Source organism: Burkholderia sp. D-99 (assembly GCF_011605345.1).
Taxonomy (GTDB): domain Bacteria; phylum Pseudomonadota; class Gammaproteobacteria; order Burkholderiales; family Burkholderiaceae; genus Burkholderia.
The window spans coordinates 125833-140636 of record NZ_JAAOXM010000017.1; the positions used below are offsets into that span (position 1 = coordinate 125833).

The 14804-nt window shown below is 64.9% G+C and carries 14 protein-coding genes and 1 pseudogene; 9 read left to right on the forward strand and 6 right to left on the reverse strand.

Annotated features, from left to right (window positions below):
• The first annotated feature begins 37 nt into the window (after positions 1 to 37).
• Entirely contained in the window at positions 38 to 727 is a 690-nt protein-coding gene (locus HAV18_RS36310; protein WP_166965431.1) for an aspartyl/asparaginyl beta-hydroxylase domain-containing protein, read from the forward strand.
• A gap of 94 nt (positions 728 to 821) precedes the next feature.
• Here the strand turns inward: HAV18_RS36310 and HAV18_RS36315 are convergent, their stop codons facing one another.
• The gene (locus HAV18_RS36315; RefSeq protein ID WP_243771832.1) at positions 822 to 1325 is read right to left on the reverse strand and encodes an ASCH domain-containing protein; all 504 of its coding nucleotides are present in this window, start codon (positions 1323 to 1325) and stop codon (positions 822 to 824) included.
• Between the two features lie 99 nt (positions 1326 to 1424).
• Between HAV18_RS36315 and HAV18_RS36320 the strand changes: the two genes are divergently transcribed.
• From HAV18_RS36320 to HAV18_RS36335, 4 genes are all read left to right on the forward strand, one after another.
• Positions 1425 to 1694, forward strand: a complete 270-nt coding sequence (locus HAV18_RS36320; protein ID WP_166965433.1) for a MoaD/ThiS family protein — start codon at positions 1425 to 1427, stop codon at positions 1692 to 1694.
• Positions 1695 to 1761: 67 nt separating this feature from the next.
• Positions 1762 to 2913: an exo-alpha-sialidase gene (locus HAV18_RS36325; RefSeq protein WP_166965435.1), complete on the forward strand. Its 1152-nt coding sequence runs from the start codon at positions 1762 to 1764 to the stop codon at positions 2911 to 2913.
• Between the two features lie 292 nt (positions 2914 to 3205).
• Positions 3206 to 5272: a c-type cytochrome gene (locus tag HAV18_RS36330; protein ID WP_166965437.1), complete on the forward strand. Its 2067-nt coding sequence runs from the start codon at positions 3206 to 3208 to the stop codon at positions 5270 to 5272.
• 93 nt (positions 5273 to 5365) lie between these two features.
• Positions 5366 to 5551, forward strand: coding sequence for a hypothetical protein (locus HAV18_RS36335; protein ID WP_243771833.1), 186 nt, complete (start codon positions 5366 to 5368; stop codon positions 5549 to 5551).
• A gap of 28 nt (positions 5552 to 5579) precedes the next feature.
• Here the strand turns inward: HAV18_RS36335 and HAV18_RS36340 are convergent, their stop codons facing one another.
• The gene (locus tag HAV18_RS36340) at positions 5580 to 6509 is read right to left on the reverse strand and encodes a LysR substrate-binding domain-containing protein (RefSeq protein WP_166965439.1); all 930 of its coding nucleotides are present in this window, start codon (positions 6507 to 6509) and stop codon (positions 5580 to 5582) included.
• A 158-nt stretch (positions 6510 to 6667) separates the two neighbouring features.
• On the opposite strand from HAV18_RS36340, the gene HAV18_RS36345 reads away from it, so the two are divergent.
• From HAV18_RS36345 to HAV18_RS36355, 4 genes are all read left to right on the forward strand, one after another.
• Positions 6668 to 7093, forward strand: a complete 426-nt coding sequence (locus HAV18_RS36345; RefSeq protein WP_166965441.1) for a PACE efflux transporter — start codon at positions 6668 to 6670, stop codon at positions 7091 to 7093.
• 332 nt (positions 7094 to 7425) lie between these two features.
• A complete protein-coding gene (locus tag HAV18_RS40230; RefSeq protein WP_021163990.1) occupies positions 7426 to 7554 on the forward strand; it encodes a hypothetical protein in 129 nt (42 codons plus the stop codon).
• 78 nt (positions 7555 to 7632) lie between these two features.
• A complete protein-coding gene (locus HAV18_RS36350) occupies positions 7633 to 8589 on the forward strand; it encodes a leucyl aminopeptidase (RefSeq protein WP_166965443.1) in 957 nt (318 codons plus the stop codon).
• A 135-nt stretch (positions 8590 to 8724) separates the two neighbouring features.
• Positions 8725 to 10143 carry a tetratricopeptide repeat-containing glycosyltransferase family protein gene (locus tag HAV18_RS36355; protein WP_166965445.1) on the forward strand — a complete coding sequence of 473 codons (1419 nt, stop codon included), beginning with the start codon at positions 8725 to 8727 and terminating at the stop codon, positions 10141 to 10143.
• Positions 10144 to 10295: 152 nt separating this feature from the next.
• Here HAV18_RS36355 and HAV18_RS36360 read toward each other — a convergent pair whose 3' ends face one another.
• The 4 genes and pseudogenes from HAV18_RS36360 to HAV18_RS36375 form a co-directional block, all read right to left on the reverse strand.
• Complete coding sequence (locus HAV18_RS36360) at positions 10296 to 11243, reverse strand: choline ABC transporter substrate-binding protein (RefSeq protein ID WP_166965447.1); 948 nt, start codon at positions 11241 to 11243, stop codon at positions 10296 to 10298.
• A 99-nt stretch (positions 11244 to 11342) separates the two neighbouring features.
• Positions 11343 to 12341, reverse strand: coding sequence for a GlxA family transcriptional regulator (locus HAV18_RS36365; protein WP_047902460.1), 999 nt, complete (start codon positions 12339 to 12341; stop codon positions 11343 to 11345).
• Positions 12342 to 12448: 107 nt separating this feature from the next.
• The gene (gene choW, locus HAV18_RS36370; RefSeq protein WP_166965449.1) at positions 12449 to 13345 is read right to left on the reverse strand and encodes a choline ABC transporter permease subunit; all 897 of its coding nucleotides are present in this window, start codon (positions 13343 to 13345) and stop codon (positions 12449 to 12451) included.
• Positions 13338 to 14629 (reverse strand): annotated as a pseudogene (locus HAV18_RS36375) (glycine betaine/L-proline ABC transporter ATP-binding protein); the annotation flags it as partial. The pseudogene HAV18_RS36375 and the gene choW, both read right to left, overlap by 8 nt.
• Between the last annotated feature and the right edge of the window lie 175 nt (positions 14630 to 14804).

Consider the following 14804-nt stretch of genomic DNA (forward strand, 5'->3'; position numbering starts at 1 on the left):
CTGATGTCACCCTTTTCGGATCGCCCTTCGATCGCCCATGTCCGTCGCTTACGACTATGCAGCCGGCCTGCTGCGCACGCTGTACGACCGCCATATCGACGGCGGCGCGGTGCTCGATACGGCCGCGTTTCCCGACGCTGAACGCTTCGTCCATGCGTGGCCCGCCATCCAGGCAGAGGCATTCGCCGTGGCGCGCGACATGCCGCGCATCCCGCGCTTCCACGAGATCATGCGCGAGCAATACGACATCTCGGCCAACGACGCACGCGACTGGCGGATGTTCATCATGCAGGCGTACGGCCAGCCGTTCCCGCGCAACCTGTCGCGCTGCCCGACCGTCGCGTCGATCATCGCGACTTCGCCGGACGTGCTGTCGGCATCGCTGTCGTTCCTCGCGCCCGGCAAGCACATCCCGCCGCATCGCGGGCCGTTTCGCGGCATCCTGCGCGGCTATCTCGTGCTGTCGATGCCGAAGCGCGCGGACGGCACGCCGGCCGCCGTGCTGAAGATAGACGGCCACGAATACCGGCTCGCGGAAGGACGTTTCCTGCTGTGGGACGACACGTTCATGCACGAGGTGTGGAACGACAGCGACGCAGTGCGAATCGCGCTGCTGCTCGATATCCGCCGGCGCGGGATGCCGCGCTTGCTCACGTGGCTGTCGAATGCGGTGATCGGCATCGTGCGGCTCGGAATCAGGATTCGCGGGCGATCGATTCCGGTTTAGCGCGGGTGGCCGGCACACGCCTGGTGACCGGTCGTTTCGCCCCCTCTGGTGTGTCGAAAGGGAACGCGGCCGGCTCCGAATTCCTGAGAAATAATCAGGATTCCTTTTCTAACCCATCCGCCAGCGCATAGATGCCGCGCCTGGCGACACACGGAAAAGGCGGGTCGATCGCCCGCACATTCGCCAGTTCCCAGCACACGTATCCGGCACACCATGGCTTGCCTTGCGAGCGGGCTTCATCAGGCGTCCAGTCGTGCACCCCCACGACGTCGACCAACGCGAGCGCGATACCGTCGGGATCCTCCTGCCCGTCCTGTCGCAGGAAGATCGTGTTCTGCACCAGCACGAGATCGCGCAACGGAATGGCCGGCGGCGCCCACGACCGGATTTCCACCCGCTTGCGGCCCGCGACGATATCGTCGACGGCGGGCTTGACGATCGACAGCGCGGATCGAGACATGACAAGGTTTTCCTTCATCGGCAAGGGGAGAGCATGCGACCGTCGATCGGCATGGCGGCCGAATCCGGCATGCGATGACGGTCCGGGCAGGATTGTTGCCGATGCGCCCGAACGTGTCGACCGGGAAGGATCGGGCATGCCGGCGCAGCGCGACTACGCGACGTCCCCCTTTTTGCCCCTGACGGATCGCCTAAACTAAAGACCGTCCCCTCCGCGCGGCTCCTGCCAGCCACCGCCATGGCGCACCTCTTTTTCGCCGCGTCGATCCAGCGGCATATCGAAACGCCCGAACGCGAAATCGACGCCCACACGCTCGGCGAAGCATTCGACACCGTTTTCAGCGAGCAGCCGCGACTGCGCGGCTACATCCTCGACGACCAGGGTGCGCTGCGCAAACACCTGTCGGTATTCATCGACGGCCAGCCGATACGCGACCGGCAGCACCTTTCGGATGGGCTCGGCGGCGCCAGCCGGGTCTATGTCGTACAGGCGCTGACGGGCGGATAAGGGGACGTATGCACAAGCGCCGACCGCGTGCCGGAACGCCGGGTCGGGCCATCAGGAGACATCGCACATGAACGATCGACTGCTCGTCGCCACCCGCAAGGGCCTGTTCGTGCTGCAGCCCGACCGCACCGGCGGCTGGACGCTCGGTGAGCCGCACTTCGCCGGCGAGCCGGTCAGCATGGCGCTCGCCGACCCGCGTGACGGCACGCTGTATGCGGCGCTGAACCTCGGCCATTTCGGCGTCAAGCTGCACCGCAGGCGCGCAGGCTCCGCCGACTGGGAAGAATGCGCGGTGCCCGTGTACCCGCCGCAGCCTGCCGACGCCCCGCCCGCCAGCGCACATGCGGGCACGGGCGCCGCGAATGACACGGGCGACGCGCCGCCCGGCCCGCCGCAGCCGCCGTGGACGCTCCAGCAGATCTGGTCGCTCGAAGCCGGCGGCGCGGACGAACCCGGCGTGCTGTGGGCCGGCACGATTCCCGGCGGGCTGTTCCGCTCCGACGACGGCGGCAGTTCCTGGGTGCTCAACCGGGCATTGTGGGATCGCCCGGAGCGCGCCGAATGGGGCGGCGGCGGATACGATGCACCGGGCATCCATTCGGTGATGGTCGATCCGCGCGACAGCCGGCACGTGACGGTCGGCATCTCGTGCGGCGGCATCTGGCAGACCGCCGACGGCGGCGCGACGTGGCGTGTGACCGCCGACGGCATGGAAGCCGACTACATGCCGCCCGAGCGGCGCGGCGAACCCAACGCGCAGGACCCGCACCGCGTCGTGCAGTGCGCGGCCAACCCGGACGTGCTGTGGACGCAGCATCACTGCGCGATCTTCCGCTCGACCGACGGCGCCGAACACTGGCGCCGGATCGAGGCGCAGCCTTCGAGCTTCGGCTTCGCGGTGGCCGTGCATCCGCACGAGCCGGACACCGCGTGGTTCGTGCCGGCCGTGAAGGACGCGTGCCGGATTCCGGTGGACGGCCGGTTCGTCGTCACGCGCACGCGCGACGGCGGGCGCAGTTTCGAGCCATTCACGAACGGGCTGCCGCCCGCACCGGCGTACGACCTCGTGTACCGGCACGGGCTCGCGGTGGACGATTCGGGCACGCACCTCGCGATGGCGTCGACGACCGGCGGGTTATGGACGTCCGGCGACGGCGGGGAAAACTGGCGGCTGGTGTCGGCGCATTTGCCGCCGGTTTATTGCGTCCGGTTCGGGTGACGGTGGGCGGTGGGCGGTGGGCGGTGGGCGGTGGGCAATGGGGGACCCGCTACACGACACCCGCACATCGCGCGAATCGAAGGCCTGCCTCCGCGCACCCGTCGCACCGCCCCTCTTCCGAAGCAACCGGACTTCGAAAGTCATGGCGCCATGCGGACCGAATCCGAATATCCCGGTTGCCGAAACAAAAAGTATTTCGTGATCGAGTGATGGCCGGTTGATTCCCGTCAGACCGCGGGACAGCCGATGAGGAGACGATGACTCGTGTCTCCCAAAAAAACCATCACCTGCAATGAGATCATCGATCCGCAGTCTGTCGCAGTTCTGCCTCAAAGCCGCACTGTCGATCGCCGCGATGCTGCCCGTCATCACGGCAGCGGCGACGCCCCCGGTGCAAGTCGACGCAACCGAGCTGGTCAAGAAAGGCGCGTACGTCGCACGCGCCGGCGACTGTGTCGCGTGCCACACGTCGGCGAACGGCCCGCCTCTCGCGGGTGGCCTTGCGTTGAGCACGCCGTTCGGCGCGGTCTATTCGACCAACATCACGCCCGACGATGCCACCGGCATCGGCCGATACACGTTCGAGCAGTTCGACCGGGCCATGCGCAAAGGCGTTGCGGCGGACGGGCATCACCTGTATCCGGCCATGCCCTACCCGTCCTTCGCGAAACTCGACGAAGACGACATGCGCGCCCTCTTCGCGTATCTGAAGCACGGCGTCGAACCGGTAAAACTCGAGAACAAGCCGCTCGGCATCAAATGGCCGTTCAACATGCGCTGGGGCCTCGCGTTCTGGAATGCCCTGTTCCTCGACGACACCCGCTACGTGCCCAACCCTGACAAGGACGCGACCTGGAATCGCGGCGCGTACCTGACGCAAGGCGCCGGGCATTGCGGCGCCTGCCATACGCCACGCGGGATGTTCTTCCAGGAAAAGGCCATGTCGGAGTCGGGCAGCAGCGGGCCGCTGTACCTGTCCGGCGCGACGGTCGAGTCCTGGCGGGCCGTCAACCTGCGCGCACTCTGGCCCGTCGACGATCTGGTCACGTTGCTCAAGACCGGTCGAAATCGCTACACGGCCGCATCCGGCGGCATGTCGGACGTGGTGCACCACAGTACCCAGTACTTCAGCGACACGGATCTCTCCGCGATCGGCGTGTACCTGAATTCGCTGCCGAACGCGGCCGCGAACGCGCCGGCCACGGTATCGCCCACCTCGGGCAAGCCTGAGCCCGATATCCCCGGGACGCTGTACACGTCGAAGGGCGGGCTCGGCTACGTGCAGTTCTGCAGTTCATGCCATCAGGCCGACGGCCACGGGTTCTCGCCGGTATTTCCGCCGTTGTCCGGCAATCCCGCCGTGCTGTCGAAAAACACCGACTCGTTGATCCATATCGCGCTGACCGGCTGGCAAACGCCGCAGACCGGCGCCCATCCGCGCGTCTACACGATGCCGGCGTTCAACCAGCTGTCCGATCGGGAGCTGGCCGAGATCCTGACGTTCGTCCGCGCGTCATGGGGCGGCCGCAACGACCCCGTACTCGCGATGGATGTCCGCAAGATGCGCAGGTCGCTGGCCGCTGCCGCCGGCGAAGCGAGCACGTTCAGGACGCCGCGCTTCTCCGCGCTGCTGGACCAGCCGAACGCGGCGCAACTGGTGCGCGGCATGCGGCTGAATCTCGAGACGAAAGCACTGCTGCCGCACAACGTCGGCAATTCGCTCAACTGTGCGAGCTGCCACCTGAGCGCCGGCACCGTTGCACTCGCGTCGCCGTATCCCGGCCTGTCGTCCCAGTTCCCGAGCTACGCGCCGCGATCCGGCAAGGTGTTGTCGCTGGCGGACCGCATCAACGGGTGTTTCCGGCGTTCGATGAACGGCAAGCCGCTCCCGGTCGACTCGGACGACATGAAAGCGATGGTCGCGTACTTCGACTGGATGCGAAACGGCGCACAACCGAAGGACCGGATTCCGGGCCGCGGGGTCGGCAAGATCGATACCGCGCTGAAACCCGATCTCGCGCACGGCAAGGCCGTGTATGCCGCGCAGTGCGCATCGTGTCACGGCGCGGACGGCGCCGGGATGCAGCGCGCCGACGGCACCGCGATCTATCCGCCGCTTTGGGGCGACCAGTCGTTCAACATCGGGGCCGGCATGGCACGCCTCTACACGGCCGCCGCGTTCGTGAAGCAGAACATGGCTATCGGTTCGCACAACCGGTTCCCGCTCGGACAAGGCGGATTGAGTGACCAGGACGCGGTCGACGTCGCGGCGTGGTTTACGACCCGGCCGCGCCCGGACTTCCCGGACAAGATCCACGACTGGCCGAACGGCGGCAAGCCACGGGATGCGCGTTACTGACCGCCAGCGCCCCCATCGATCATCGTCGGCCGGATGCGCAGCACCGGCCGCTCCCTCGCAACGCGCGTCCGCATTTTTCGACTGCCAGACACGATGAAACCAGGTTTCACCCGGACAGGATCGCTCGTCGCATCGATGCTCGTCGGCATGGCGACCGCAGACGGTGCGCAAGCGCAAAGCAGCGTCACGCTGTACAGCCTGATCGACACGTCGATCGCGTACGTCGACAACCAGGGCAACAACGGCAAGCCGCTCGGCAGCGGGCCCCACAAGTTCTGAACTCGCCACGTCATCCACGCGAACCTTCTCACGCGTGTCCGTCGTCCCCCATCCGCGCCACCGCCTCCCGCGTCTGCGCGATCTCCGCTTCGAGCCAGTCGAGAAACGACCTGACCTGCGGCTCGCGCTCCCGCCCGGGCCGGCACAGCGCGATGAAGCGCGCGCCGTCGAGCCGCACCGACGGCTCGATCGGCGTCAATGCCCCGTGCGCGACATGCTCGGCCGCCAGCACCGAGCTGAGCAGCGCGATGCCCTGCCCATGCAGCACGGCCTGCAACGCGTAATGCTCGTCGTCGTAGTGGCGAAACACCGCGCGCGCGAGCCACGCTTCGCGGCCGGCCGCGCGGCACCACGACGCCCAGTCGACCGACACCGGCAGCGGCGTATCCCACACGGTCTCGATCAGGTCGAGCGGCTCGTCCGCGCGATGCGCGTCGAACCCGGCGGCCGCATAGGCGCCGAAATACTCGTCGATCAGCGCAATCTCGTGCAGCGCCGGAAACGTGCGCGACGTCGCGCGAATCGCGAGATCGATCCGCGCATCGCGTTCGAGATCGGCGAGCGCGTTACCGGTTTCGATCTTGATGTGCAGTTGCGGATCGATGCGACGAAACCGGCCGAGACGCGGAATCAGCCACATCGCGGCGAATGCGGGCGTGGTGGTCAGCACGAGCGTGCGCTCGCCGGTCGCTTCGGGCCGCACCGCATCGAGCCCGCGGCTCAGCGCCAGCAATGCATCGTGACTCGCGCGAAACAGGCGCTCGCCTTCCTCCGTGAGCCGCACGCCGCTCGCGCCACGCTCGAACAGCAACACGCCGAGCCGGCTTTCGAGCGACTTGATCTGGTGCGACACGGCGGCCGGCGTCACGGACAGTTCGTCCGCGGCAGCCTTGAATGCGCCAAGCCGCGCCGACGCTTCGAATACACGCAATGCGGTCAGGGGAAGTTTCGAGAACACGGGGCCTCACGGGCCGGATCGGGCCGGGTTGAATTCGATTGAATCCGGGTGAGATTAGGTGAATTGAAGCGGGCGTGCAACGCGGATAGCCTTGCTGGACGTCACGGCACGGTGCCGCGGCGAGTGGCGCCGGAGTGGCGTCGAACCGGAGAAACAACGTGCAAGGCCTCACGCGCAGGATCACGCAAGCGGTGCTCTACGAAGCGATCGCGATTTCCTGCATCTCGCCCGTGATCGCGGCGATCTTCAGGCAGGACCTCGTCTATTCGGGCGCGCTATCGGCGACGATGTCGGCGATCGCGTTGCTGTGGAACATGATCTTCAACGCACTGTTCGAGCGCTGGGAAGCGTCGCGCCGGCAGCCGGCACGCACGCTCGGGCGGCGGATCCTGCACGCCACCGGATTCGAAGGCGGGCTGATCTTCATCCTGGTGCCCGTCGTGTCGTGGTGGCTCGGCATCTCGTGGTTCGACGCGTTCGTCGTCGACATCGGGCTGTTTGCGTTCTTCTTCTGTTACGCGTTCGTATTCCAGTGGGCGTTCGACCGGGTGTTCGACGTGCCGGTGGCGACGAAGGGGCAATGAGTCGAGCCGCCCCGGTGATCGGAAATTCGAGATCGATATCAATCGGTGCGTTTATTTCAATTCCAAAACGCACCCCATTTCATTTGTTCGACATTCAAATAATACCGCCGCCAGCATTCACAAAATCAAAACAACCCTAGGGTTTACGTTACATTGTCTCTCCGCAAATCCGAATGCTAATGTTGGTTGACGATTAACATAAAATAATCACCCACATCCATCCCACATAATCAGCGCAACTCCATGCGCCCACTTAATCGCTAAATCCGCCCTCGAATTTTCGAGGGCGATTTGCGATGTTCGCGGTTCAATTCCTAAACAAGGAAATCATCATGAACGAAAATCAGGAAAAGCAGGATCTCCCGCTGATCGAATGGATGCAGGAAGATCAGCATGAAGACTGGGTCGAGATGATGAAAGACAGCGCAGTCATTCCATTCGCCACGGCTCTGTGGGCATAAGCGGGCAGCCCGAATGATGGCGGATCGTAATGACCCGCCATTTTTTTGATCCAGAACCTGGATACCCCGGAGATAATCATGGAAAAAAGCGTCGAGAATTTCTTTTCGTGCGTCCGCGGACATCCAGCCATGATGCAGAAACACTCGCCCGGCGCCAGCATTCTCGTCGGCTCGGACAAAAGCCAGAGAAATACCGCGCAATCGATCATTCAGCATTGCCCTGAAAAACTCGAATACTCGTTCACCTACGTCGAGCTTGACACGGAAGATCACGAACAGGTCATAAAGGAAATCGACCGATGTGACATGTTCATCTTCATGTATGACTCCTCCGTTCGTTCCGACATCAACCCGCACGGGCCGTCATTCATCCCGCCCCTCAAGCCGAAAATGGCCGAGCACTGGAAGAAGTCGGTATTGCTTCGGGAATACGGCGAATTCTTCAAGGAGGCCTTTTCCGAGAACATCGACGACATTGCCGCACGCAACGAACGCATCATTGCGGCGGCACAACGCGCTCGACGCGTGCAATTTCACGATGGCTTCGGCGGTTCGCTGCACGGAACGCTGGATCAGACATGGAAAAGCCTGGATGGCCGCAACCACTACGACCTGATGCCGGGCGAAGTGGCGACCCGGGTACTCGACCTGACCGGAAACGTCGTATTCGGCGGCACGTTCTTGAGCACGGTGCCCTTTGCCATCAAGTACGGCGTCATCGACCCGATCTTGAACATCGGGATCGAACGGGGCCACGTGATCAGCGTCGAATCGGCCAATCGGCAGCTCGAGGATGATTTCAAGCTGTATCTCGATAAATGCGCAGGAAACAGGATCGTCGAGGAGTTCGGGATCGGGACGAACCTGAACGTCAAGCTGCATGGGCGAAATGCAAGTTTCGAGGAACGCCATCCCGGATTGCACCTCGGCCTCGGCGGCGGTGAACGTGGCAGCCATCATCTGGATCTGGTGTTTTCGTCCGGAACAATACGGTTCGACGACACCGTCATCTTCGACGGCTCATTCCGTGTGTAGCCCCTTCGGCGACACGGCCGGCATCGAAGCACCGACAAGGTGCCGGCCTCGTGATGCGCACCTTCGGCATCCTGCTCGCGCTGGTTCCCGTTGCGCCCGTGCTGCACGGTGACCGCGCCCGCCGGAGCCGAATTCATGCCCGATCTCGAACAGCAGCTGCATGCTGCGCAGACGCAATACGCGGACGATTCACATGATCCCGCGCTTCTGCATCGAATCTGCGAACTGTTGACTGCCCTCAGGCGAGACGAGGAAATGCTCCCCTGGGCCGACCTCGCGCTGGCGCTCGATCCGCACGACGCCGTCTCCCTGACACGGCGTGCCGATGCGCTCTACCTGCTGGGCCGGTACGTCGAAGCCGCCGAAACATGGCAACGTGATCCGTCGCGGCACAGCCGGCCCGAACTCTACCGCCTGCGACTGGGCATGAGCCTGATGATGGCCGGCGATCTCGCGCAGGCCATTGCGTTGCTGGACGAAGCCTACCGGATGGCCGCCTCCGGCCATACCGAGATGACCGCGTCGATCGGATTTGCGATGGGAGAGGCGATGCTCAAGGCGGGCGATCCGCGCGGCTTCGCCTATTGGCGAATGCGTGACGACGTTCCGCGCCTGTCCGCCAATTACCGCCCGGTCGACATCCCGGCATGGGATGGTGAATCGGACGTGCGCGGCAAGCGTGTCCTGATCACGCATGAGCACGGCTTCGGTGACAACTTTCTCCTGGCAGCCTGCGTGGCCGACTGGCTGGACGAAGGCGCGCACGTCATGCTCACCTGCCATCCGCAGAGCCACGCGCTCATGCAGGCGTCACTGCCGCGGTGCGAGGTCGTCGCCGCCCCCAATCCGGTGCAGTTTCATGCCCCATTGCCCGGTGCACTGCAATCACTTGCCGACAGGTTCGCGCCGGACCTGCATGCCACGCTGCTCCATTTGCCGATGCTGAAGGCCCGGCGGACACGCCTGTCGGAACAATGGTTCGCGCCCTACATCCAGACGCCGCCGCACAAGCAGCGGATCGCTATCGAATGGGCGGCGCAAGTGCGCGAGCAACATCCGGGCAAGAAGCTGATCGGACTGTTTTGGGATTGCGTTCAACGACATTGGCCTGAAAAGGGCGCCGTCGTCAGGTGCTGGGCCAGCCGCCGCAGCCTGCCGCTCGATGCGATCAACGCGATCGTGGCACACCCCGCCATCGCGGAATGCATGCACTTCGTGAATCTGCATCATCCCGCTGCCCAGGCGCTGGCGGGCACGCCGGCCGGCAATGTCAGCCACTACCAGCCGGTGATTCGGGATTTCGGCGACACGGCGGCATGCATTGCCCAACTGGATGCCGTGGTCGCGGTCGACTCAGGCGTCGCCAATCTGGCGGTCATGATGGGTAGGCGGACTTGCGTACCGACCCACATCTGCGGCGATTGGCGTTGGGGGGTCGAGGGTACCGCGAGCCCCTGGATCAGGGATGCGACCGCTATGCGGCAAACCCGCGAAGGTGACTGGAGCGACGTGATTCGACGCATCACCGCGTGGCTCATGCATGCGGTGGCCTGATGCGTGATACCTGATGCCTGATTCGAACCATCCCGCCTGAATACGCCGGACAGACATGCCGACGCCCCCCGTCCCCGGATCTTCCCGGGACGGGGGGCACCAACCAGTCCGTCAAGCCGCTTGCGGGCCCGGCGAAAGCCCGAACACGTCGTTCAATGCACGCCGAGATAAGCCTTCACTGCCGGCAGGCCCGGCTTGCCGTCGAGCGTCGTCACGCCCGCGAGCCACTTGTCGAGCGCCTGCGGGTTCGCCTTCAGGTACTCGGCCGCAGCCTTGTTCGGGTCTTCCTTGTTCATGATCGGCACCATCACGTGGTTCTCGATCGTCGTCGTGAACTGCAGGTTCGACACGAACTTCGCGACGTTCGGGCAGCGCTGCGCGTAGTCGGGCGGCGTCGCCGTGAGCACCTTCGCTTCGCCGTAGTTCGGGCCGAACACGTCGTCGCCGCCGCTCAGGTAGTCGATCTTCATCTGCACGTTCATCGGATGCGGTTCCCAGCCGAGGAACACGATCCACTGCTTGTCGCGGATCGCGCGATTCACCTCGACCAGCATCCCGGCCTCGCTCGACTCGACCATCTTGAACTTGCCGAGGCCGAACTGGTTGCCGTCGATCATCTTCTTGATCAGCAGGTTGCCGTCGTTGCCCGGCTCGATCCCGTAGATCTTGCCGTTGAGCTTGTCCGCATACTTCTGGATGTCCGCGAACGACTTCAGGCCGCCCTGGTACACGTAGTCGGGCACCGCGAGCGTGTATTTCGCGCCGGTCAGGTTGGGCGTCGCGAGCACCTTGATCGAGCCGGCCTTCGTGAACGGCTGGATGATCGGGTCCATCGTCGGCGACCAGTAGCCGAGGAACACGTCGATCTGCTTGCTCTTGATCCCCGCGAACGTGATCGGCACCGACGCGATCGTCTTCGTCGGGCTGTAGCCGAGCCCCTGCAGCATCGTCGACGCGAGGCCCGTGGTCGCCGCGATGTCGGACCAGCCGACATCCGCGAAGCGCACGTTCTTGCACACGGGCGGATCGGCCGCATAAACGGCCGACATCGGCGCGGTTATCCCGATCCCGCACACCGCTGCGATCAATAGGCGCTTCATCTTGCTTCTCCTCAAAGTGATGTCGTTTGCTTGAATTCGGGATCGTTTATTGAAGCCGCGCGCCGCGATCCCGGCGGCGTCGCGGACCATGGGTTTTGATCAGCGCCCCGGCAACCGGCGCTCGTAGCTCGGCGCGTGGCCGAACTGCGCGCGGTAGGCCTTGCTGAAATGACACGGCGAATGAAACCCGCAGACCGTCGTCACGCGCGCGATCGATGCATCCGTCGTGCGCAGCAGGTCGCGCGCGCGCTTCAGGCGCATCGTCAGGTAATAGTGGGTCGGCGACACGTTCAGGTACACCTTGAACATCCGCTGCAGGTGCCGCTGCGACAGCCGCACGAGCCGTGCGAGTTCCTCGAGCGACAGCGGCTCCTCGATGTTCGCCTCCATCAGCCGCACGACCTCGATCAGCTCCGCGCGCGAGAAGCCGACGCGCGCATCGACCGGAATCGGCTGCGTATCGGTCGAGCTGCGGATGCGCTCCAGGATGAACTGCTCGGATACCTGCGCGGCAAGCTGCTGGCCGAACCGCATGCCGACGAGGTTCAGCATCAGGTCGAGCGGCGCGGTGCCGCCGGTGCAGGTCAGCCGGTCGCGGTCGACCACGAACAGCTCGTCGGCGAAGCCGACCTGCGGAAACTCGGCATGCAGCGCGGACAGGTTTTCCCAGTGCACGGTGCAGCGATAGCCGTCGAGCAACCCGCTCGACATCAGCGCATACGCGCCCGTGCAGATGCCGCCGAGCGGCAGTCCGCGTTCGGCGAGCGCCGCGAGTGTATCGCGCGCGCCCTCGTCGACCACGTCGCGGATGCGGATGCCGCCGCACACGATCATCACATCCGGCAGGTTCGTGTAGTCGAGTGCCTGCGTGGGCCGCACCGCGATGCCGTTGCTGGCATGTGCGGGCGCGCCGTCGAGCGAGTAGATCGACCACTGATAGTGATCGGCACGCCCGACGTAGTTCGCCATCCGAAGCACTTCGACCGCGCTCGAGAACGCGATCATCGAGAAATTCGGCAGCGTCAGGAAGCCGAAATGGGCGAGGGACGAAACCGGTGAAACGCAGGCGGCGGGCGCGACAGCGACGGCGGACGTCACATCGGTCTCCTGGCGAGGAGGTTGCAGGGGGCCAGCCCCGCAGCGCAAGCCGCGGAAGCCGTTATTCATTCAGGGTGAGCGGCCGGTGGTAGTCCGGCCGCCGGAGGTCAGGCCCGTGCGGGCGCAGCCTTCACGCGAAACAACTGCTTGAGACCGGCGAACAGCGGCGCCTTCACGGTGCCCGGCGCACGGCCGAAGCTTTCGGTGATGCGGTCGAGAATGATCGCGAGCAGCACGACCGACAGGCCGCTTTCGAAACCGAGGCCGATGTCGAGGCGCTGGATACTGGCGAGCACGTCGTTGCCGAGGCCGCCCGCGCCGACCATCGACGCGATGATCACCATCGACAGCGCCATCATGATCGTCTGGTTCACGCCCTGCATGATCGACGGCAGCGCATTCGGGAACTGCACCTTGTACAGCAACTGCCACGGCGTGCAGCCGAAGGCCTGGCCGGCTTCGACGATCTCGCGGTTCACGTGGCGGATACCGAGGCTCGTCAGGCGCACCGCCGGCGGCATCGCGAAGATCACCGTCGACAGGATCCCCGGCACGCGGCCGAGACCGAACAGCATCGCGGCCGGAATCAGGTAGACGAACGCCGGCATCGTCTGCATCAGGTCGAGGATCGGGCGCACGGTCGCGGCGACCCACTTGCTCTTCGCGGCCCAGATGCCGAGCGGGATGCCGAGCACGAGGCTGATGATCGTCGACGACAGCGTGAGGCCGAGCGTAATGACCGTCTGGTCCCAGAAGCCCGTCGCGAAGATCAGCAGCAGCGACGCGGTGGTGAACAGCGCGAAGCGCCAGCCCACCCGCCACAGCCCGACGCCGATGAAGATCGCCATCATCATCCACATCGGGATCGCCTGCAGGCTGTGCTCGACGAATGCCGCGAGCCCCTCGATCGCCTGACCGATCGTGTCGAACGTCTTCGCGTCGTGGTCGAGCAGGTAGTGAACGCCCTGGTCGACCCAGGTACCGAGCGGAATCATTTCAGACATGGGAACCTCGCGAACGCGTGATGGCCTTCAGGATGAGCGCACGATCGACCGAGCCGCAGTAGCAGCCGTCGTCGTCGACGACAGGCAGTGCATTCGGGCTCGCGACCACGCGCGCGACGACGTGTTCGAGCGACGCATCGCGCCGGATGCTTTCGATCGGCCGCACGGACGGCGTGGCCTGACCGATCGCATCACGCGTGACGAAGCCGCGAATCTTGCGTTCGGCGTCGAGCACGAACGCGTATTCGGCACTGCCGTTCAGCGTTGCCGCGACGTTCGCGGCGTCGCACTTCGACACGATCGGCACGGCGCCCGTCTGCATCAGGTCGCCGGCCGTGAGGTAGCGGCTGGTGTCGATGCCGTCGAAGAACGCACGCACGTAATCGTCGGCCGGGTTCGCGATGATGTCCTGCGGCGTACCGACCTGCACGAGGCGGCCGCCTTCCATGATCGCGATGCGGTTGCCGATGCGCAGCGCTTCCTCCAGATCGTGCGACACGAACATGATCGTGCGGCGCTGTTCCTTCTGCAGTTGCAGCAGCACATCCTGCATTTCCCGGCGCTTGAGCGGATCGAGCGCGGAGAACGCCTCGTCCATGATCATCAGCGACGGGTTCACGGCCAGCGCACGGGCGAGGCCGACGCGCTGCTGCATGCCCCCGGACAGCTCGGACGGCAGCTTGTTCGAGAACGGTGCAAGGCCGACCTGCTCGAGCACTTCCATCGCGCGGCGCTCGCGTTCCTTCTTGCCGACGCCCGCGACTTCCAGGCCGAACGCGGCATTCGACACCACGGAGCGATGCGGCATCAGCGCGAACGACTGGAACACCATGCTCATGTCCTTGCGGCGCAGCGCGGTCAGCGCCGAGCGGCGCGCCGATGCGACGTCGAGCCCGTCGATCATCACCTTGCCGGCGCTCGGATCGACCAGCCGGTTCACGAGGCGGATCAGCGTGGACTTGCCGGAGCCGGACAGGCCCATCAGCACGAAAATTTCGCCTTCCTGCACATCGAAGGAGACGTTGTGCACGCCGACGACCTGACCGGTGCGCTTGAGCACATCGTCTTTCGTCGCGCCGGCGGCGAGCATGTCGAGCGCCTGCTGCGGGTTGCTTCCAAACACCTTGCACAGACCTTCGACCACGACCTTGGGGGCATCCATCGAAACCTTCTCCTCGTGTAGCGGGGACTCACGCGAGTCATAGCGTGCCTACATAGTTGCCAGAAAAAACCCCGACCTGCCGACGAATTACGACAAACGCTTGCGCAAATACGACACGGCCGCCAGCCCCGCCGGGCGGGCCGCGGCACGCGGCGGCACCCGATTGCGGCGGCGCAATACGCGCACGGCCAGCAACGGCGGGCATCGCGCGCCGGACTTGTGCGCAGCAGCGCGGCGCATATCGCGTCGCGTTATGCGCCAATTCGCATCGGGCACGCGTCGCTTTACGACAATTTC

Excerpts from the sequence above, each read along its gene's own strand:
- HAV18_RS36310 (WP_166965431.1), top strand. The coding sequence starts at position 38 with ATGTCCGTCGCTTACGACTATGCAGCCGGCCTGCTGCGCACGCTGTAC.
- HAV18_RS36315 (WP_243771832.1), bottom strand. The coding sequence starts at position 1,325 with ATGCCCGATCCTTCCCGGTCGACACGTTCGGGCGCATCGGCAACAATC.
- HAV18_RS36320 (WP_166965433.1), top strand. The coding sequence starts at position 1,425 with ATGGCGCACCTCTTTTTCGCCGCGTCGATCCAGCGGCATATCGAAACG.
- HAV18_RS36325 (WP_166965435.1), top strand. The coding sequence starts at position 1,762 with ATGAACGATCGACTGCTCGTCGCCACCCGCAAGGGCCTGTTCGTGCTG.
- HAV18_RS36330 (WP_166965437.1), top strand. The coding sequence starts at position 3,206 with ATGAGATCATCGATCCGCAGTCTGTCGCAGTTCTGCCTCAAAGCCGCA.
- HAV18_RS36335 (WP_243771833.1), top strand. The coding sequence starts at position 5,366 with ATGAAACCAGGTTTCACCCGGACAGGATCGCTCGTCGCATCGATGCTC.
- HAV18_RS40230 (WP_021163990.1), top strand. The coding sequence starts at position 7,426 with ATGAACGAAAATCAGGAAAAGCAGGATCTCCCGCTGATCGAATGGATG.
- HAV18_RS36350 (WP_166965443.1), top strand. The coding sequence starts at position 7,633 with ATGGAAAAAAGCGTCGAGAATTTCTTTTCGTGCGTCCGCGGACATCCA.
- HAV18_RS36355 (WP_166965445.1), top strand. The coding sequence starts at position 8,725 with ATGCCCGATCTCGAACAGCAGCTGCATGCTGCGCAGACGCAATACGCG.
- HAV18_RS36360 (WP_166965447.1), bottom strand. The coding sequence starts at position 11,243 with ATGAAGCGCCTATTGATCGCAGCGGTGTGCGGGATCGGGATAACCGCG.
- choW (WP_166965449.1), bottom strand. The coding sequence starts at position 13,345 with ATGTCTGAAATGATTCCGCTCGGTACCTGGGTCGACCAGGGCGTTCAC.